This window comes from Microbacterium sp. Kw_RZR3 (assembly GCF_029222405.1).
GTDB lineage: Bacteria > Actinomycetota > Actinomycetes > Actinomycetales > Microbacteriaceae > Microbacterium.
This window is the reverse complement of the sequence record NZ_JARHXC010000187.1, coordinates 1-19,918: the sequence shown is the minus strand read 5'-3', so window position 1 is coordinate 19,918 and position 19,918 is coordinate 1. Positions and strand designations below refer to the sequence as shown.

15 protein-coding genes, 1 other RNA gene and 1 pseudogene are annotated in these 19,918 nt (G+C 70.5%); 5 read left to right on the top strand and 12 right to left on the bottom strand.

What is annotated here, in order from left to right:
• Positions 1-103: 103 nt before the first annotated feature.
• The 7 genes and pseudogenes from P2P98_RS09980 to P2P98_RS09950 form a co-directional block, all read right to left on the bottom strand.
• Positions 104-1,888: pseudogene (locus P2P98_RS09980) on the bottom strand (DNA polymerase III subunit gamma and tau); the annotation flags it as partial.
• Positions 1,889-2,121: 233 nt separating this feature from the next.
• Positions 2,122-4,650 carry a glycosyl hydrolase family 65 protein gene (locus tag P2P98_RS09975; protein ID WP_275799519.1) on the bottom strand — a complete coding sequence of 843 codons (2,529 nt, stop codon included), beginning with the start codon at positions 4,648-4,650 and terminating at the stop codon, positions 2,122-2,124.
• Positions 4,651-4,747: 97 nt separating this feature from the next.
• Positions 4,748-5,482 (bottom strand): beta-phosphoglucomutase family hydrolase, encoded by a 735-nt coding sequence (locus P2P98_RS09970; protein ID WP_275799517.1) that lies wholly within the window; start codon positions 5,480-5,482, stop codon positions 4,748-4,750.
• Positions 5,483-5,582: 100 nt separating this feature from the next.
• Positions 5,583-6,707 carry a glycosyltransferase family 2 protein gene (locus P2P98_RS09965; RefSeq protein ID WP_275799516.1) on the bottom strand — a complete coding sequence of 375 codons (1,125 nt, stop codon included), beginning with the start codon at positions 6,705-6,707 and terminating at the stop codon, positions 5,583-5,585.
• Between the two features lie 65 nt (positions 6,708-6,772).
• Positions 6,773-8,041: an acetate kinase gene (locus P2P98_RS09960; protein ID WP_275799514.1), complete on the bottom strand. Its 1,269-nt coding sequence runs from the start codon at positions 8,039-8,041 to the stop codon at positions 6,773-6,775.
• Positions 8,038-10,182 (bottom strand): phosphate acetyltransferase, encoded by a 2,145-nt coding sequence (pta, locus tag P2P98_RS09955; RefSeq protein ID WP_275799512.1) that lies wholly within the window; start codon positions 10,180-10,182, stop codon positions 8,038-8,040. Before pta ends, P2P98_RS09960 begins: the two co-directional genes overlap by 4 nt.
• Before the next feature lie 10 nt (positions 10,183-10,192).
• A complete protein-coding gene (locus P2P98_RS09950) occupies positions 10,193-10,987 on the bottom strand; it encodes a DeoR/GlpR family DNA-binding transcription regulator (protein ID WP_275799534.1) in 795 nt (264 codons plus the stop codon).
• Positions 10,988-11,031: 44 nt separating this feature from the next.
• Between P2P98_RS09950 and P2P98_RS09945 the strand changes: the two genes are divergently transcribed.
• Positions 11,032-11,700, top strand: coding sequence for an NUDIX domain-containing protein (locus P2P98_RS09945; protein WP_275799511.1), 669 nt, complete (start codon positions 11,032-11,034; stop codon positions 11,698-11,700).
• A 23-nt stretch (positions 11,701-11,723) separates the two neighbouring features.
• On the opposite strand, the gene ffs is transcribed toward P2P98_RS09945, so the two are convergent.
• The 3 genes from ffs to P2P98_RS09930 all read right to left on the bottom strand — a co-directional run bounded on the left by ffs (position 11,724) and on the right by P2P98_RS09930 (position 14,031).
• Positions 11,724-11,820, bottom strand: an RNA gene (gene ffs / locus P2P98_RS09940) — signal recognition particle sRNA small type.
• Between the two features lie 20 nt (positions 11,821-11,840).
• Positions 11,841-12,539: a helix-turn-helix domain-containing protein gene (locus tag P2P98_RS09935; protein WP_275799510.1), complete on the bottom strand. Its 699-nt coding sequence runs from the start codon at positions 12,537-12,539 to the stop codon at positions 11,841-11,843.
• Entirely contained in the window at positions 12,532-14,031 is a 1,500-nt protein-coding gene (locus tag P2P98_RS09930; RefSeq protein ID WP_275799509.1) for an APC family permease, read from the bottom strand. The genes P2P98_RS09935 and P2P98_RS09930 overlap by 8 nt, the downstream gene beginning before the upstream one ends.
• 216 nt (positions 14,032-14,247) lie before the next feature.
• Between P2P98_RS09930 and P2P98_RS09925 the strand changes: the two genes are divergently transcribed.
• The 3 genes from P2P98_RS09925 (at position 14,248) to P2P98_RS09915 (ending at position 18,344) form a co-directional block, all read left to right on the top strand.
• Positions 14,248-15,720 (top strand): APC family permease, encoded by a 1,473-nt coding sequence (locus P2P98_RS09925; protein WP_275799508.1) that lies wholly within the window; start codon positions 14,248-14,250, stop codon positions 15,718-15,720.
• A 73-nt stretch (positions 15,721-15,793) separates the two neighbouring features.
• On the top strand, positions 15,794-17,845 hold the full coding sequence (locus P2P98_RS09920; protein WP_275799507.1) for a primary-amine oxidase: 2,052 nt from the start codon (positions 15,794-15,796) through the stop codon (positions 17,843-17,845).
• Between the two features lie 4 nt (positions 17,846-17,849).
• Complete coding sequence (locus P2P98_RS09915; protein WP_275799506.1) at positions 17,850-18,344, top strand: hypothetical protein; 495 nt, start codon at positions 17,850-17,852, stop codon at positions 18,342-18,344.
• On the opposite strand, the gene P2P98_RS09910 is transcribed toward P2P98_RS09915, so the two are convergent.
• The gene (locus P2P98_RS09910) at positions 18,322-18,819 is read right to left on the bottom strand and encodes a hypothetical protein (protein WP_275799505.1); all 498 of its coding nucleotides are present in this window, start codon (positions 18,817-18,819) and stop codon (positions 18,322-18,324) included. The two genes, P2P98_RS09915 and P2P98_RS09910, sit on opposite strands and share 23 nt — an antisense overlap.
• A 108-nt stretch (positions 18,820-18,927) precedes the next feature.
• The gene (locus tag P2P98_RS09905; protein ID WP_275799504.1) at positions 18,928-19,086 is read right to left on the bottom strand and encodes a hypothetical protein; all 159 of its coding nucleotides are present in this window, start codon (positions 19,084-19,086) and stop codon (positions 18,928-18,930) included.
• A 57-nt stretch (positions 19,087-19,143) separates the two neighbouring features.
• Between P2P98_RS09905 and P2P98_RS09900 the strand changes: the two genes are divergently transcribed.
• Positions 19,144-19,905: a DUF6338 family protein gene (locus P2P98_RS09900; protein ID WP_275799503.1), complete on the top strand. Its 762-nt coding sequence runs from the start codon at positions 19,144-19,146 to the stop codon at positions 19,903-19,905.
• Positions 19,906-19,918: the final 13 nt, after the last annotated feature.

Sequence of the window (19,918 nt, the reverse complement as noted above, 5' to 3'; positions counted from 1 at the left end):
CGACGGGGCCGCCGGCGGTGGGCGCGGTGTCGAACGGGTGCGCCTCGTCGTGGGAGCCGGCGGCGGCGCTCGGAGCCGCTTCTCGCGCCGGTGCGCTCTGCTCGGGCGCAGCATCGACGGGACGGGGCTCGTCGTCGAGCGGCGGCGCGTCATCGTCGGTGAACGGCGGGGGCGCGTCGTCTTCGTCGGCGGGCGGAGCGGCGCTCGGCGCGGTGGGAGACGCGGCGCTCGGGGCGGCGGCGCTCGGCGCGGCGCTCGGCGCGGTGGGAGACGCGGTGGGAGACGCGGTGCTCGGTGCGGCAGCGCTCGGTGCGGCAGCGCTCTGCGCCTCGACCGGCGGCGCGACGGCGGGCACCGAGACGTTCGGCGCCGGGACGTTCGGAGCCGCCACACGGGGCGATGCGACCGGCGTCGCGTCGTTCGGAGCCGCCACGGGCGCCGCGACGTTCGGAGCAGCCGTCGGGGCCGCGACCGGCGGGGCCGCGTTCGGCGCGGCAACCCGCGGTGCCGCGATTCCCGGTGCCGCGATGCCAGGCGAAGCGATCCCCGGTGAAGCGACGGCCGGCGCGGCAGAACCGCCCGCCGGGGTCGCCGACCCCGGCGCCGCGATGCGCGGCGTCGACGGAGCCGCGACGCGCGGAGCGCTGACGCCCCCCGGTGCGATGTCGGCCGCGGGAGACGCGGGCCGCCCGGTGGCGACCGGGGTCGCGGGCGCCGTCGCACGGGCGGCGTCGAGGTCGTGGATCGTCGCGGGAGACGACCCCTGCGACACCCCGGCGTGGGTGAGCACGCGGGCGACGAGCAGCTCGAGCTGCAGACGCGGCGAGGTGGCACCCGTCATCTCGTCGAGGGCGGCCACGACGAGGTCGGCGGTCCGCGACAGGCGCGCCACCCCGAACGCCGTGGCCTGCCGGGCCATGCGCTCGAGCTCGTCGTCGGGAACGCCGCGCAGGACGGCCGAGGCGCCGGCACCGGTCGCCGCGACCACGATGAGGTCGCGCAGGCGCTCGAGCAGATCGTCGACGAAGCGACGCGGGTCTTGCCCGGTCTGCACCACGCGGTCGACCGCGGCGAAAGCCCCGGCGCCGTCGTTCGCCGCGAAAGCGTCGACCACCTCGTCGAGGAGCTCGGAGTGGGTGTATCCCAGGAGGGCCACGGCACGCTCGTACCGCACGAGCACGTGGCCCGCGGCATCCGCGTCGCTGCCGGCGATGAGCTGATCGAGCAGAGACAGCGTGTCACGCGGCGAGCCCCCGCCGGCACGCACGACGAGCGGCAGCACGCCGGCTTCGACTCCGACGTTCTCGCTCTCGCAGAGCTCTTGGACGTACTCGAGCATGGCGGCCGGCGGAACGAGCCGGAACGGGTAGTGGTGCGTCCGCGAACGGATCGTGCCGAGGACCTTCTCGGGCTCAGTGGTCGCGAAGATGAACTTCACGTGCGCCGGCGGCTCTTCGACCAGCTTCAGCAGCGCGTTGAAGCCCTGCTGCGTCACCATGTGCGCCTCGTCGAGGATGAAGATCTTGAAGCGGTCGCGGGCGGGGGCGAAGATCGCGCGCTCGCGAAGATCGCGCGCATCATCGACGCCGTTGTGGCTGGCGGCGTCGATCTCGACCACGTCGAGCGATCCGCTGCCTCCGCGTCCGAGTTCGACGCAGCTGTCGCACGTGCCGCAAGGGGTGTCGGTCGGGCCCGCGGCGCAGTTGAGGCATCGGGCCAGGATGCGCGCCGACGTGGTCTTACCGCAGCCGCGCGGACCCGAGAAGAGGTAGGCGTGGCCGACGCGATCGCTGCGCAGGGCGGTCATCAGGGGCTCGGTCACCTGGGACTGCCCGATCATCTCGCCGAACGCCTGCGGGCGGTATCGGCGGTACAGGGCTGTCGTCACCCGACCAGCCTACGGCGTCCCTCCGACATCGCGTCCGCGGGCGTCTGCGCACGGCGGCGGCGCGCGTGATGAGGGGCGGATCAGGGAGGAGGGGAGGACGCTGAGGCCCTCGGCATCCTCCCCTCCTCCCTCACCCTCCGCTCGTCACCGGTCCCCGCGCCTCGTAGCCCGACCGCACGGAAACCAGAACGCGGCGGCACCCCGAAAGGCACCGCCGCGTTCGTGAAGCGACGTCAGACGTCGAGACCGACCGCGACCGGCTCGTCGTCGTCGTCGCCCACGATGGGGATGGCCGCCGTGACGATCGGCACCGAGGCCAGCAACAGCGTGCCGTCCTCCCGAACCGACCCCTCGAGCTGTCGGATCGAGGGGCGCCCCGGCCGCACGGGTCCCTGCCCGTGCAGGGCGACGCGCACCGACTCGCCGGGGGCGACGGTGTAGTCCACGTCGCGCACGGCGAACTCGACGGGATCGCCGTCACCGCTCGCGCGCAACGTCAGAGCCGTCGCGGTCAGGGTCACATCGAGACGCGTGCCGTGCCAGTGCAGCACGTACGACAGCTCGGGCCAGTCGGCGGGCAGGCGCGGGTCGAAGGTCAACCGGCCGAAGTGGTCGCGCATGCCGCCGAAGCCGCTGACGAGCGCCGTCCAGACGCCGCCGGCCGACGCCACGTGCACCCCGTCGGTGGCGTTGTGGTGCAGGTCGCCGAGGTCGACGAACGCGGCCTGCCGGAAGTACTCCAACGCGAGGTCCTGGTACCCCACCTCGGCCGCGAGGATCGACTGCACGACCGCGGACAGCGTCGAGTCGCCCGTGGTCAGCGGGTCGTAGTACTCGAAATCGGCGAGCTTCTCGGCATCCGTGAAGTGATTCCCCTGCAGGAACAGCGCCAGCACGACATCCGCCTGCTTGAGCACCTGGTACCGGTAGATCACGAGCGGGTGGAAGTGGAGCAGCAGCGGGCGCTGGTCGGGCGGGGTGTTCTCGAGGTCCCAGATCTCGCGCTCGAGGAACACCGCGTCCTGAGGATGGATGCCGAGCGCCGGGCTGAACGGGATGTGCATCGCCTCGGCCGCCCGATCCCATCGCTCGGGCTCGGAGGGGTCGAGGTTCATGCGATCGGCCATGTGCGCGTACGCGTCGGGGTTGTTCTCGGCGAGGTCGCGGACCGTCCGGGCGGCGAAGCGCAGGTTGAAGCGCGCCATGACGTTCGTGAAGAGGTTGTCGTTGACCACGGTCGTGTACTCGTCGGGTCCGGTCACGCCGTGGATGTGGAACGAGTCGTGGTCCTCGCTCCCGTCGCTCGAGCGCCAGAAGCCGAGCGTCGACCACAGTCGCGCCGTGTCCACCGCGATGTCGACGCCCTCGCGGGCGAGGAACTCCTCGTCGCCGGTGGCGCGCACGTACTTCGCCAGCGCGAAAGAGACGTCGGCGTTGATGTGGTACTGCGCGGTACCGGCGGCGTAATAGGCCGAGGCCTCTTCGCCGTTGATGGTGCGCCAGGGGAACAGCGCGCCGGCCTCGTTGAGCTGGTGCGCGCGCTTCCGGGCCGCCGGGAGCATGAGATAGCGCATGCGCAGCGCGTTCCGTGCCCACAGCGGCGAGGTGTACGCGAGGAACGGCAGGACGTAGACCTCGGTGTCCCAGAAGTAGTGGCCGCTGTAGCCGGAGCCGGTGACGCCCTTGGCGGGAACGCCCTGGCCGTCGGCACGGGCCGCGGCCTGCGCGAGCTGGAACAGGCACCAGCGAGTGGCCTGCTGCAGATCGCCGTGGCCGCCGATGCGCACGTCCGAGCGGTCCCAGAACGCCGCGTACCAGGCGATCTGCTGCTCGACGAGGCCCTCGACCCCGGTCTCGCGCGCGCGGTCGAGCGTGCGACGGCACCGGTCCAGAAGCTCACCCGTGGGCACGCCCCGGGAGGTGTGGTAGCTCACGAGCTTGGTGATGGTCGTCGGGACGCCGGCCCGCGCGTCGACGCGGAAGACGTTCTTCGCGATGTCGGGCTCGATGAGCTGGCGAGAGGTCCACTCGTTTGCGGTGTCGACGAGGTGATCGGCGACGACGGCGAGCGTCATCCCCGACTCGGTCACCTCGTAGCTCAGCGCGGAACGGTCGCCGTCCTGCCAGTACTCCCGCGGCTGCAGCACACGGTCGCTGAGCTTCTCGGTCTTCCGCGGATCGAATCCGGCCTGCTTGGATGCCATCGGCGAACCGCCGTAGATCCCCTCACCGTCCTGCCGGTTCAGCAGCTGGCTGCTCACGGAGACGGGTGCATCGGAATCAAGCACCGTGACGGTGAGTCGCAGCACCGCGAGGTGCTTCTCGTCGAACGAGACGAACCTCTCGTCCTCGATCCGCACGTGCTTGCCCGCGGGCGTGACCCACAGCAGGCTCCGGCGGAGGATGCCCTGGCGCATGTCGAGCACCCGCTCGTACTCGCGCACGTCGGCCACGTCGAGCGAGAGCGGCTCGTCGTCGACGTAGACGCGCATCACCTTGGCATCCGGTGCGTTGATGATCGTCTGGCCGACCTCGGCGAAGCCGTACGCCTGCTCCGCGTGACGGATCGGGAACGTCTCGTGGAAGCCGTTGATGAACGTGCCCTGCTCGTGCGCGAAACGCCCCTCGATGGGGTTTCCGCGCAGGCCGAGGTAGCCGTTGCCGACCGAGAAGAGGGTTTCGGTGACACCCACGTCGTCGACCGAGAACTCGGTCTCGATGAGGCGCCATTCGTCGATGGGGAAACGATCGCGATCGATCATCGGGCGTGCCTTCCAGTGGCGAGGTACGGGTCGGCTCGCGCGCGGGACTCGGGTGTGCGCGCGAGGGATGGGGCTCAGGATGCCGCGAGGCGACGGCTCAGTCTACGAACGCCGCGAGGTCGTCGACGACCACCGTGGCACCCGCCGCCGTGAGATCGCCGGCTCCGACGCCGCGATCCACGCCCACGACCACCGCGTACCCGGCTGCGGCCGCGGAACGCACGCCGCTCAGCGCGTCTTCGACGGCGACCGATCGCGCGGGATCGACGCCCAGCAGACGGGCCGCTTCGGCGAACACGTCGGGAGCCGGCTTGGAGGCCAGGTGGTCGCGCTCGGCGATGACCCCGTCCATGACGACGGGGAATCGGTCGCGCAGCCCCGCCGCCTCGAGCACCTCGACGGCGTTCTTCGAACTCGACACGACGGCGATCGGCGTCCCCGCGGCCTGCAGCACGTCGAGCAGGGCGACGGAACCCGGGTAGGGCGCGATGCCCTCGGCACGGAGGATGCGCGAGAACACGGCGTTCTTGCGGTTGCCGACGCCGCACACGGTGTCTTCGGACGGGTCGTCGGACGGATCGCCCCACGGAACCTCCACGTCGCGGCTGCGCAGCAGGCTCGCGACGCCGTCGTAGCGCTTCTTGCCGTCGACGTACTCGAAGTAGTCGCGATCGGTGTACGGCGGCTCGATGTTCCAGGCCGCGAAGAGCTCGTCGAACATCTCTTTCCAGGCCCGCATGTGCACCTCGGCGGTCGGCGTCAGCACGCCGTCGAGATCGAACAGCACACCCTCGTACGCGGTGAGGTCGGGCAGGGCGGGGGTGTCGGTCACGGCGGGCTCCAGATCGCAGGGCGGGGCGTGCGGACGCGACGCCGCGTCGTGCTTCCAGCGTAGTGGCGGGTAACCTCCGACACCTCCGCGGGTGAGCGAGTCAGCGAGCGGAAGGTTCGTCGAACTCGCCGTGCTGCCACGCCCGCCGGCGCACCAGCATCCGCGCCCGGTCGCGCGCGGCGGGGCCGAAGACGAGGTCGAAGCCGTGATCCGCGAACCGTCGGAGCAGCGCGGGCGCCTCGCGGAGCCGGATCGAACGGAGGACCGCGGCATCCATCACGAGACGCGTTCGCGCGCGACGTCGGGAGTGGAACGACCGCGTGATTCCGCCCTCGTGCTCCCGGTAGCGCGCGAGCGGTTCGGGACCGACGAACCACACCCGCTCGCGACGCACCCCGCGCCACGCCAGCCAGTAGTCGGTGTGAGCCTCGGTGAAGGCCGGCCACGCGCCGACGACGTCGCGCCGGATGAGCGCGCACACCGCCGCCGGGACGAGACCGTGACGGAGGTGCCGTCGCCGCGCGTCCGCGACAGCGCCCGCCGTCAGGTCGGCGCGTCCGGTCGAGCGCGACCACCGCTGGGCTGCCTGCGGCCGCACGACACCCCGCGCGTCGATGACGGTGTGATCGCCGAAGATGCAGTCCGCTTCGACGCCGTCGCGCACCGGCGCGGTGAGGCGGGAGAGGGCGTCGGGTTCCAGCACGTCGTCGGCGTTGATCTCCATGACGTAGCGCCCCGCCGCCAGCGCGAGACCGATCGCCACCGCCCCGCACTTCCTCGTGTTGCGCCCCAGCGACACCACCCGGACATGCGACAGCCCCGCCGTGACCCGCCGCGCGATCTCGAGCGATCGGTCGCTCGACGCGTCGTCGACGACGATGAGCTCGAAGTCCACGAACGTCTGGGCCAGGACGGCGTCGAGAGTCTCGGCCAGGTATCGCTCGCCGTCGTAGACCGGCAGGATCACCGAGACCAGGGGGCGGATCGGACACTCCGCTCCCGGGGCAGGCCTGGTCTCCTCCCCTCCCATGCGCCTGCGGGCGCGTCGCACCTGCCGCCTCCCCCACACCGGATGAACAGTGTCGGCCTGGAGAATCGCATGAACCTCGTCGGCCGTGAGGCGGGTGGTCGTGGTCACATCCACGATCGCGACGATGCCGTCAGCGGTCACCCGATGATCGATGCGCGCAGCGCGCGCGGCTGAGGAACGACGGAGGAAGGGCATCCGCCGATGCTCACACGCGCCGTCGACGCCCACGCACCAGGGGTGCCGCGGGAACGGGGGCGAGATCAGATGCGACCGAAGGTGACCCCGGAGGTGACCGACAGCGTCTGACGGGCGATCTCGAGCTCCTCGTTCGTGGGGACCACGAGCACCTCCACGCGCGAGGCGTCGGTCGAGATCCGGCGGATGCCGCGCTCGCGCGTCGCGTTGCGTTCGGGGTCGATCTCGACGCCGGCGAAGCCGAGGGTCGCCATGGCCTCCTCGCGCACGCGGATCGAGTTCTCTCCCACCCCGGCGGTGAAGGAGATCACATCGACGCCGTCGAGCTGGGCGAGATACGCCCCCGCGTAGGCGCGGAGACGGTGGATGTAGACGTCGAAGGCGAGCTGCGCCGCCGGGTCTCCGGCATCCCGTCGCTCACCGATGTCGCGCATGTCGCTGACACCGGCGAGGCCCAGGAGGCCGGAGCGCTTGTTCAGAAGCGTGTCGAGGTCGGCGATCGACATGTCGGCGCGACGCGCGAGCTGGAACAGCACGGCCGGGTCGAGGTCGCCGGAGCGCGTACCCATGACGAGCCCCTCGAGCGGGGTGAGGCCCATCGACGTGTCGACCGAACGGCCGCCCTCGATGGCGGTGACCGAGGCGCCGTTCCCGAGGTGGAAGACGATCTGCTTGAGCTCGCCGAGCGGGCGGCCGACGAAGGCCGCCGCGGCCTCGCTGACGAACTTGTGGCTCGTGCCGTGGAAGCCGTAACGGCGGATGCGGTGGGCCTCGGCGATCTCGCGATCGATCGCGTAGGTGTAGGCCTCGGGAGCGAGCGACTGGTGGAACGCGGTGTCGAAGACGGCGACGTGCGGCACGTCGGGGAAAGCCTTCTTCGCCGCGACGATGCCGGCGAGGTTCGCCGGGTTGTGCAGGGGCGCGAGCACCGAGAGCTCGTCGATGTTGATCTCGACGAGCGGCGTCACGACGGTGGGCTCGAAGAACCGCGCTCCGCCGTGGACGACCCGGTGGCCGACCGCGACGGGCGGATGCTCGTCGAGCGAGGGCCCGTGGGCGGCGAACGCCTCGAGCATGACGGCGAAGCCGGCCGTGTGGTCGGGGATCTCACGCTCGATCGTGTACGTGGCATCCGTGACCGCGGGCGCCTCGTCGCCGGGTGCGAGGGCGGCCGCCTCGACGGTGTGTTTCGCTGTTCCCCCGGTCCCTGAGCCTGTCGAAGGGTCGCCGATGCGCTCGACGAGGCCGGAGGCGAGCACTCGCTCGTGTCGCATGTCGAGCAGCTGGTACTTGAACGACGACGAACCGCTGTTGACGACGAGCACCACGCTCACTTGCTGCTCCCCTGGGCCTGGATCGCGGTGATCGCGATGGTGTTGACGATGTCGTCGACGAGCGCGCCGCGCGACAGGTCGTTGATGGGCTTGTTGAGGCCCTGGAGCACCGGCCCGATCGCGACGGCGCCGGCCGAGCGCTGCACGGCCTTGTACGTGTTGTTGCCGGTGTTGAGATCCGGGAAGACGAAGACCGTCGCGCGGCCCGCGACCTCGGAGCCGGGCATCTTGGCCTGGGCCACGGCCGCGTCGGCCGCGGCGTCGTACTGGATCGGACCCTCGACCAGCAGCTGAGGGGCACGCTCGCGCACGAGGGCGGTCGCGGCACGAACCTTCTCGACGTCGGCGCCGGTGCCCGACTCCCCCGTCGAGTACGAGAGCATCGCGACGCGCGGCTCGATGCCGAACTGCTCGGCGGTCGCCGCCGACGACACGGCGATGTCGGCCAGCTGCTCACTGGTCGGATCGGGGATGACCGCGCAGTCTCCGTAGACGAGCACGCGGTCGGCGAGGGCCATCAGGAACACGCTCGAGACGACCGAGACGCCCGGGGCCGTCTTGATGATCTCGAAGGCGGGGCGGATGGTGTGGGCCGTCGTGTGGGCGGCGCCCGAGACCATGCCGTCGGCGAGGCCCATGTGAACCATGAGGGTGCCGAAGTACGACACGTCCGTGACGGTGTCGGCGGCCTGGGCGTACGTGACGCCCTTGTGCGCACGGAGCCGGGCGTACTCGGTCGCGAACTTGTCGACGTGCACGGCATCGAAGGGGCTGAGCACCTCGGCGTCGCGGATGTCGATGCCGAGCTCGATCGCGCGCCCGCGGACCTCGATCGGCTCGCCGAGGATCGTGAGGTCGGCGATGCCGCGCGAGAGCACCGTGGCCGCCGCCCGGAGCACACGGTCGTCGGTGCCCTCGGGCAGGACGATGCGGCGCTTGTCGGTGCGGGCCCGGTCGACGAGGCCGTACTCGAACATCAGCGGGGTGACGACGCTGGGTCGGGCGACGCCGAGCTCTCGCGTCAGCAGCGCGGTGTCGACGTGACGCTCGAACATCGCGAGCGCGGTGTCATACCGACGCTGCGAGTCGGCGGCGAGGCGTCCGCGCGTGTTCATGATGCGGACGGCCGTGTCGTAGGTTCCGAGATCGGTGGCGATGATCGGCAGGGGCGAACCGAGGCCGTCGATGAGACGGACGATCGGATCCGGCAGCTCGAACCCGCCGTTGAGGACGATGCCGGCGAGCGACGGGAACGTCCCCGAGGCGTTCGCGAGGAGTGTGGCGAGCAGGACCTCGCTGCGATCGGCGGGGATGACGATGACGGCCGATTCTTTGAGCCGCGGAAGGACGTTGACCATCGACATCCCGGCCACGACCACCCCGAGCACCTCACGGGTGAGCAGCTCCGGGTCTCCCTTGATGAGCTCGCCCTCGACCGAGCGCAGAACACCGCGCATCGAGGGGGCGATGAGGAAGCGGTCTTCGGGGAGAGCCCACACCGGCACGGGCCGACGCTCGGCCGACGGGGTGACGGGAAGGGTGTCGATGATCTGACGAACGGATGCCACGACCCCGTCGAGCTGGTCGGGATCGGCGCGATTCACGATCACGGCGAAGACCTCGGCCCGCTCGTGCAGGAGCTCGGCGACCGCGAGCGACGCGATCTGACCGACCTCGTGCGGGGTGCGCGCCACCGACAGGCCGAGCGTCTCGCCCTGTCCCTGCTGGGCACGGCCGCCGAGGACGAGGAGCACCGGGGCGCCGAGGTTCGCCGCGATCCGCGCGTTGTAGGCGAGCTCGGCGGGGCTGCCGACGTCGGTGTAGTCGCTGCCGATGACGACCACGGCGTCGCACTGCGCCTCGACCGCCTTGTAACGCTCGACGATGCGACCGAGGGCCGCGTCGGCGTCGTCGCGGACGTCGTCGTAGGTCACGCCGACACAGTCGTCGTAGTCGAGCTCGACCCCGTCATGATCGAGCAGCATCTCGAGCACGTAGTCGCGCTCGGCGGTCGAGCGCGCGATCGGGCGGAACACCCCCACGCGCGGAGTGACGCGACTGAGGGCGTCGAGGACACCCAGAGCCACGGTGGATTTGCCCGAGTGCCCCTCGGCCGACGTGATGTAGATGCTCTGCGTCACGTGTTCCAGCCTATTGCGGGCCCCCGACATCGCTCCGGGGTTGCTTCGGCGTCGAGGCATACCGCACGTGCGCACCCGCGGCCTCGAGGTCGGCCGCCAGCGGAGTGGCGGGGTCGAGATCGGCGACGATTCCCGTCACCCCGTCGAGGGGAAGGATGCCGAAGCGCGAGGCCGCACCCAGCTTCTCCTCGCTCGCGAGGACGAACGTCTCGGCGGCCCGCTCGGCGAGCACGCGCTTCATCGCCGCCTCATCGGCATCCCCCGTCGTGAACCCCGCCGCGGGGTGCACACCCGTCACCCCCAGGAAGAAGATGTCGGCGCTGATCCTCTGGGCGGCCTCGACCGCCGCGGAACCGCACGCGACCGCCGAGTGCTTGAACACCCGGCCGCCGATCACGACGACCTCGGCGTCGTGGTGCAGGAGGGCGGCGGCGATCGTCGGCGAATGCGTGATCACGGTGCCGGCGAACGAGCGGGGCAGCGCTTCCACGAGCGCCAGGGCGGTCGTTCCGCCGTCGAGGAGCACCGTGGCACCGGGTTCGATGAGCTCGACCGCGGCCGCGGCGACGCGGGCCTTGCTCGATCGCGCCACCCTCCCCCGCGCGTCGTAGTCGGCGACCGCCGGCGAGGCTGGGAGAGCCCCGCCGTAGACGCGGACGGCGAGGCCGGCGGCATCCAGTTCTCGGAGGTCGCGACGGATGCTGTCTTCGGAAAGCCCGAGTTCGAGGGCGACGTCTTTCACGACGAGGCGTCCGTCGCGACGGAGCCGCTCGAGCAGGGCGTCTTTTCGGGAGGCTGCGAGCATCACGCTTCACATTCTTGCACGTTCCTGCACTATTATTCCGAATCATGGATGACGCGCTCCCCGGCACCACCGTGCCCGACCACCGCGGTCGCACCGGCCTGCACCTCACCGGCCGCGACCTCGACCGCAATCCCCGCGTCGAGGTGACCGACGTCGAGCTCCTCGCCGCCGGATGGCACGTGCTGCGCGCGACGACCTTCCGGTACCGCGGCGACGACGGCGAGTGGCTCACGCAGAAGCGCGAGACGTACGACCGCGGCAACGGCGCGACGATCCTGCTCTACGACCCCACGCGGCGGACCGTGCTGCTCACGCGGCAGTTCCGCTACCCCGTGTACGTCAACGACCACCCCGACGGCATGCTCATCGAGACCGCAGCGGGTCTGCTCGACGACGACGATCCGCTCACCGCGATCCGTCGCGAGGCCGAGGAGGAGACGGGTGTCCGCGTCGAAGAGGTGGAGCACGTCTTCGACGTCTACATGAGCCCCGGCTCGGTCACCGAGCGCCTGCACTTCTTCGCCGCGGCGTACGACGGTTCGACGCGCGTGGGCGATCGGGGCGGCCTCGAAGAGGAGGGCGAGGAGATCGAGATCGTCGAATACGGCATCGACGACGCGCTCCAGCGCATCCGCACGGGTGAGATCCAGGATGCCAAGACGATCATGCTGCTGCAGTGGGCGGTGCTCGACGGGCCGTTCGCGCGGCGCTGAGCCGAGACAGCAATTCCAGGCAAAGAAAAGACTCTCCGCGCACCCGGTAGAGCCTGGTTACCCTTGCTACGTTTCCGTCCTGGGGGAGTTGGCCTGGATGCCGCCACGCGGAGAGCCGTGAACAGCTTACCCGATCCGCGTCACACCATCAGCGGGGCCAGGGCGTCGGCCGCCGGGCGCAGCGCCGAGAGCACGTCCCCGGGCTCGTCGACGCGATGCCGCGGACCCGAGAAAGCCACGGCTCCCGCGGCCAGTCCGCTCGCGTCGACGATCGGAACCGCGAGGCAGCCGGCGGTGGCGATCAGCTCGCCGCTCTGGCGTGTCGCACCCCAGCGAGCGAGATCGTCGCGGGCGCGGTCGAGTTCGGGAGTCCCCGCGTCGCCCTGCGACAGCAGCATGAGCCGACCGAGCGCGTAGCGGGCGGGTTCGCGCGCGAGGCGCGCCTCGTCTGAGAGGGGGAAGTCCGGGTCGGCATCCACGACCGCGATCCGCCCGTCGACGAAGAGCGCTACGTGCACTCCCCCGCGCAGGGTCGAACGCGCCTCGGCGAGCACCGCTCGGGCAGCTGACGACAGCCGCGCGGGCGGAGCCACGACCGCCGCGAGTTGGGCGACCTTCGCGCCGAGCGCGAACCCCGCGAGGTCAGGGGTGCGCACGAGGTACTCGTCCTCCACCAGCAGATTCACGAGGCGATACGTCGTCGCGCGCGGCAGACCGAGTTCGGCCGAGAGGCGCTGGGCGCTGACACCGGCGCCGAGCTGAGCGACGGCCTCGAGCACGGCGAGCGCGGAGTGCACGGCACCGGGCTGACGCGCGGCGAGCGCCGGCTGCTCACGCATCGTCGGGATGCCGCGGCGAGACCACTCCCCCGAGCACCTGCGCCGCGACAGGCTCGTCGTAGACCCCGAGCGCACCGGACCCGTGTCGTCGACGGAGGAGCGTGATGACGACCGCGCACACGGCCGTCAGCCCCGCGACGATCACCACGATCGCACCGCCGGACGAGAGGTCGTCGACGAAGAAGGACACGAGGGCGGCGGCGAGCGCGAGCGCCGAGACGCCGGCGACCACCGTGGAACCGACCGTCGACTCGCCGATACGACGGAGGAAGAAGGGCGCCGCCACGCACACGAGGATGTACGCCATGATGTAGCCCGCGGCACCGAGCCCGATCGTCACGTGCATCGCATCGCGCGTGTCGATCCCCGCGGCGACCACCACGACCGGCAGCGCGGTGATGAGCGGCAACGCCGCGGCCACCGCCGTCGCGGGAGTTCCGAAGCGCGGATGAGTGCGACCGATCGCGGCCGGGAGGACGGCGTCGCGGCTCAGAGCGAAGAGCACGCGTACGAGCGCGGTGGTCGTGCCGATCGCGCACGCCAGGAAGGATGCCGCGATGCCGAGGTCGGCGACGACACCCCAGCCGCCGAGGCCGTACGCTTCGGCGAGCTCGTTGACCGGTGAGGCGCTGGTGGCGAGATCGGCGCCCAGCGCGTCGAAACCCGCGACCTGGGTCACGGCGGCGAGGACGTAGAGGAGCCCCGACAGCACCACGGTGCCGGTGATCGCGCGGGGGACGTTGCGCAGCGGCGAGACCGACTCGACGCTCAAGGTGGCCGCGGACTCGAACCCGACGAAGGCCGTCAGCGCGATCACGGCGGCTGCCGCGAACGCGGTCGGGTCGAGCTGGGCCCCGCCGATCCCCGCGATCGCCGTTAGGTCGAGCGGGCCGATCTTCACCAGGAGCGCGATGAGAAGGACCACGATCAGCGCGACCGACAGCGTCTCGACGACGAGCGCCGCGCGGGCGGAGATCCGGATGCCGCGGACGAGCACGAACGCGACGAGAACGCCTTGCCCCACGACGAAGAGCGCGGTCACGAGCGCTCGATCGATCGACGGCCAGAGTCCCGCGACCAGGTAGGTGGCGTAGTACGCGCCGCCGAGCAATGCGAACATGGCCACCGCACCGTACCCCGTGAGGATCGCCGCGCCCGCGGCGAGACCCGCGCGCGTGCCGAGACCGCGCGCGGTGTACGTGTAGAGGGCTCCCGTGGCGGCGAAGCGGCGCGCGAACTGCGAGACCGTGCGCGCGACCCCGAGGCTCAGGATCGCGGCGGCCACGATCGCGGTGACCGTCGCCCCCGGCGCGAAGCCCGCAACGAGCAGCACGACCGTCGTGGCCGCCGCCGCCGGCGCGACCGCCGCGACCGACTGCGCCGCGAGATCGACGATGCCGATACGGCGCCGGTCGAGTCCGTGCAGCGGGGAACGGTCGCCGAAACCGGCGACGGGATCGGGGCGCGCGATGGCGCGGGCGAGTGCAGTCACGTGGTCTCCGTCGGGTGCTGACGACCGTACGCGCCGGGCGTTGCACCCGGACGAACCGCATGTTTCGTGCTCGTGACCTTCGAATGAGACCGGGGGCGTCGGGCGTCTCAGTCAGGCGTGTCACACCTTCACCGGAGCAACACGGACAGGCAATGACGGCGGAGGAACCTCGACCCACGAACGCTCCCCCTTACCCGACATCCCGGAGGAATCGATATGACCCAGCTCGAATCGAAGGGGGTGGCGGCGTCGGCGAAGCGGACGCTGCAGGGCTCCCTCGGTGTCACGGCGATCGTGTTCATGGTGGTCGCCGCCGCCTCACCGCTCACCGTCGTCGGCGGCGCCGCACCGCTCGGCATCCTGATCGGAAACGGGGCGGGCTTCCCGACCCTGTACGCGGTCAGCGCCGTCATCCTCCTGCTGTTCGCCGTGGGCCTGGCCGCGATGACGCGCCATGTCCCGAAGCCCGGCGCCTTCTTCACGTACATCGGCTACGGCCTCGGCCGCCCCTCGGGCCTGGCCGCGGCGTGGACGGCGATGCTCACGTACACGACGATCCAGGTCTCGGTCTACGGCTACATCGGCTACCTGCTCGAGATCACCGTCGTCTCGCTCGGGGGTCCCGACCTCGCGTGGTGGCTGTACGCGCTCGCGGTGGTGGGGCTCGTCGGCATCCTGGGCTATCGGCACATCGACCTGTCGAGCAAGGTGCTCGGCGTTCTTCTCGTGGCCGAGGTCGCCATCGTGCTCGCGCTCGTCGCGGCCGTGGTGTTCAACGGCGGCCCCGAGGGCCTGAGCGCGGCACCGTTCGAGCCGGCGAACGTCTTCAGCGGCTCGCCCGGTGTCGGGCTCATGTTCGCCATCGCGGCGTTCATCGGGTTCGAGGCGACGGCGATCTTCCGCGACGAAGCACGCGATCCCGACCGGACGATCCCCCGCGCCACGTACGGCGCCGTGATCGGTATCGGTATCTTCTACACCCTCGCGTCCTGGGGCCTGGTGATGGCCTGGGGCCCCGGCGGGATCATGGAGGCGGCGGCAGACCCCGGCACCCTCATGCTCCGCACCGTCGCGCTCTACCTCGGCACCGTCGGCGAGATCGTCGTCAACGTCCTGCTGCTGACCTCGATGTTCGCGTGCGTGCTGTCGTTCCACAACGTCCTCACCCGGTACCAGCACGCCATGGCCGGAGCCGGGGTTCTGCCCGACCGCATCGGGGGCGTCCACGCGCGCCACCTCTCGCCGCACGTGTCGTCGATCGTGCAGACGGCGACGGCCGCGGTGCTCACGGCGGTCTTCGCGGTGCTGAACCTCGACCCGCTGCTGCAGGTGTTCACGTGGTTCGCCGGGGTCGCCACCCTCGCCATCGCGGTGCTGATGGCCGCGACCTCCGTCGCCGTGATCGTGTACTTCGCCCGGACCCGCGCCGACCGGCGCGTGTGGAACACGATCATCGCTCCCGCCCTCGGCTTCGTCGGGCTCGCGGTGTCGGCCGTCATCATCGTCGTCTACTTCCCCATCATGGTCGGCGACGTGGACGGCGAGGGGACCCCCGTCTTCGGCGCGGTCACCTGGTTCCTCCTGGCGCTCGTGCTCGTCTTCCCCGCCCTCGGGTACGTCCAGGCCGCCTGGATCCGCCGTCGCCGACCCGCCGCCTACGCCAAGCTCACCGACACCATCGCGGGATGACCGGATGCCGCGGCCCGGCGCCGCGGCATCCTTCCCGCTCCTTTCCCTCCCCGCCCCATCCGAGAGAGACACCATGACCCTCACCGACCCGACGTCCACCGCCTTCACCGCTCCTCCGGCTCCGGCCCATCCGCTGGCATCGCTCTCCCCCGCCGAGATCACGACGGTCCACGCGATCGTCTCGGGCCTCGACGGGCTCGACGAGGCGACCCGCTTCGCCTACGTCGGCCTCGAGGAAGCGCCGAAGGGAGAGGTTCTCGCGTGGGAGCGCGGCGAGGCCGCCTTCCCCGAGCGCCGCGCCCGGGTGCAGTTGCTGAACCTGCGCACCGCCCACTCACTCGACCTCGTCGTCTCGCTCGCCACCGGCATCGTGCTGCGTTCGACCGAGCTCGACGGCTCCGACGGGCAGCTGCCGATCCTCGACGCCGAGTTCGAGGAGGTCGGAGTCATCGCGAACGAGAGCGCCGAGTGGGTCGCCGCCCTCGCCGCGCGCGGCCTCACGACCGCCGACGTCGTGCTCGTGCCGCTCTCAGCCGGCCACTACGGCTACGAGAACGAGGTCGGGCGCCGCGTGCTGCGCACCTTCGCGTTCCGTCAGGACCACCCCGCCGACCACCCGTGGGCGCACCCCGTCGACGGCCTCACCGCCTACATCGACGTCGCCGACCGCCGGATCATCGAGATCGTCGACACCCCCGGCTTCACGGTGCCCGAGACGCACGGCAACTTCGACGATCCCGAGCTGCAGGGCCCGCCCCTCGAGGGGCTCAAGCCCATCGTGATCACCCAGCCCGAGGGCGCGAGCTTCACCGTCGACGAGGAGCACGTGACGTGGGGCGAATGGGACCTGCGCATCGGCTTCGACACCCGCGAGGGGCTCATCCTGCGTCAGCTCTCGTTCGCCGGGCGCCCCGTGATGTACCGCGGCTCGATCAGCGAGATGGTCGTGCCCTACGCCGACCCCGCGCCCAACCGGTTCTGGCAGAACTACTTCGACACCGGCGAGTACCTCTTCGGCCGGTACACGAACGAGCTCGAGCTCGGTTGCGACTGCGTCGGCGACATCACCTACGTCGACGCCGTGCTGTCGGACGAGAACGGGATGCCGCGCACCATCCGCAACGCCGTGTGCATGCACGAGGAGGACTTCGGCACCCTCTGGAAGCACACCGACATCTTCACCGGCGCCAGCGAGGTGCGCCGCTCACGGCGGCTGGTCATCTCGTTCTTCACCACCGTCGGCAACTACGACTACGGCTTCTACTGGTACCTGTACCTCGACGGCACGATCGAGTGCGAGGCGAAGCTCACCGGCATCCTGTTCACCTCCGCCTACCCGGGCGAGGGCTACCCGTACGCCTCGGAGGTCGCGCCGGGCCTCGGGGCGCCGTACCATCAGCACCTGTTCTCGGCGCGGCTCGACATGACCGTCGACGGGGTCGCGAACGTCGTGAACGAGATCGACGCGGTGCGCGTGCCCATCTCGGCCGAGAACCCCGCCGGGAACGCCTTCACGAAGAAGGTGACGCCGATCACGTCGGAGAAGGTGTCGGGCCGCGTCGCCGACGGCGCCGTGAACCGCGTGTGGCAGATCGCCTCGACCGAGAAGACGACGGAGCGCGGACAGGCGACGTCGTACATGCTGTTCCCGACCGAGACTCCGGTGCTGCTGGCCGATGACGCCTCTTCGATCGCCGCGCGCGCGGCGTTCGCCACGAAGAACCTGTTCGTGACGAAGTACGACCCCGATGAGCGATACGCCGCGGGCGACTTCGTCAATCAGCACCCGGGTGGTGCCGGCATCCCGGCCTTCATCGCGGGCGACGAACCGCTCGTCGGCGAAGACGTGGTGCTCTGGCACACATTCGGACTCACGCACTTCCCGCGCAACGAGGACTGGCCCGTCATGCCGATGGACTACGCGAAGTTCACACTGAAGCCGTACAACTTCTTCGAGCGCAATCCCGTCCTGAACGTCCCCGCGCCGGCGAACACGCATTGCGCGCCGACGGCGCATGCCGACGGGCACGGCCACGGCCCGCACGCGGATGAGGCGGTCGGCGCGCACGGTCATGACCACAGCACGCACGGTCACGACGGGCACGGCGACGCGCACCACTGTTGAACCGATGAGCGAGATCCTCCACGCCTGGGCGGTCGCCCCCGCCGCGGTCGGCGCCTGCTGTCTGGCAGCCGATCGCGCGCGGGTGCGGCCGCCCGAGGTCGCGGCATCCGTGCTGATGCTGCTCGCGATGCTGGATGCCGCGGTGTTCGGCGTGGTCGCTACGGTGTGGTGGACCGTGCTGCTGCTCATCGGTGCCGTCGCGCTCGCGGTGCGGCGGCGTCCGCGGCAGCGCCGCACGCCGCGCGTGCCCGCGCTGATGACCGTCCATACGACTCTCGGAATGGTCGTCATGGGGGCGCTGCAGCTCGGTATGGTCTCGCACACGAGCCCCTCCAGCCATGCCCACGGACTCGCCCTGGCCCCCGTGCTCGTCGGTGTAGCGGCGGCCTACGTTGCACTGTCCCTCGAAACGATGCGACGGATGCCGACACGGCTGGACCGTGCCCAGATCGGTGCCATGGCGGCATCCGTCGTCCTCATGGCTGCGGCGACGGTGTGACGCCGGGCGCGGGTTCCGGGGCGGCGGGCGGCGCCGACCGGGGTGCACGGGGAAGGAGGAGCAACACCGCGGGCAGGGCCGCCGCGCCGATGACGCCCGCGCCGATCGCGAGGGACCCGGGGTCTCCGCCCGTGACCGCCTCGATCACCTCCCCGACCACTCCGCCGAACGCGACGATCCCCGCGACGACCATGACCCCGATACCCCGGGCACCACGCAGCACGAGGAACGCCTCGGTCACGAACACCGCGCCCGCCAGGAACGAGAAGACGATCGTCGTCGTCACCCCGCGGAACACGAGGTATTCGTGGGTGTCGGCGCCCATCCCGCGCCCGGTCGCGAGCGCGACGCTCAACCACGATCCGAGGGCGATGCACCCCAGCCCGTAGACGAACGACAAGGCCGCGGCGATGCGCACGGCCACGGTGACACCCAAGGGGGCGGGACGGGGGCGTCGTGGGGCGAGCAGCGACATAGCCCGGACGCTAAAGCTCGTCGATAGGGATTCGCTGACACCTCACCACACGAACAAGAGAGCCTCGCTGCGTCAGCAGCAAGGCTCTCTGAAGTGACGAAAGCGCGATCAGCGCGATGCCCGTGACGGCGAGTCGCTCGGCGGCTTCGGAAACTGGTTGGCCGGACGAACCGTCGGCTCGACACGATTGTTCACAGGCTGCTGGGCGTGCTCGATCGCGTGACTCTGCATCGTCGTATAGTGCGCGTTACCCGAGTAGTTCGCCATGGCATCCTCCAACGACCTTGTGGCGCGATTTTATCACTCGGAGTCTGGAGATGACGCGTGCCCACAGACCTCGTCGGCGTCGCGTTCTACGTGCTCCTCATCCTTCCGGGTGTCATGTTCGCCATCAGTCGCGAACGCCACCGCCCCCGCATCAAGCAGTCCACCTTTCGCGAGACGGCCACGGCCATCTTCGTCAGTACCGCGATCGCGGCGTCGTTCGGCTTCGTCGTCGCGATCGCGTCGCTGCTGTCGCCATCGGTTCACACGGAGGTCGTTCGATTCCTCGATGATCCCGCGCTGTATGCCCGCGAGCGCTTCGAAGCGTTCGTGATCGTGGGCTTCGTCCTTCTGAGCGTGGCCGCCTGCGGCGCCTGGTGGTTGGGGAGCAAGCGGGCCGACGAACTCATCTCCACCCGCCGCACGGAGGACCCGAATCGGGACTCCTGGGGCTATGTCTTCAACAGAAAGCCCGAGGCACGCAACTTCGTGGGGGTCCGTCTGAAGGAGGGCACCTGGGTCCAGGGCTACGTGGACACCTACGGCAATGTCGGCGAAGAAGGCATGCCAAAGGCACTCACCCTGATCGGCGCCATCAGCATCCGTCCGCCTGGGGGACAACTCGAGGCCTACGAGGGAGAAGTGATCGTCGTCAAAGACGCCGAGATCCTCTACTTGACGGTGACGTACATGGATGGCGAACCAGTGCCCGACGGTGCTCAGCCGAGAGCGGCCCGGCCCCGGAGGACGGGTCGCTTCGCAATCATCGCGCTGCTCCTGCTCACTGTCATCCTCCTGGGGGCATTCCGCGCAATCGTCTGAGCGCCCGCTCGTC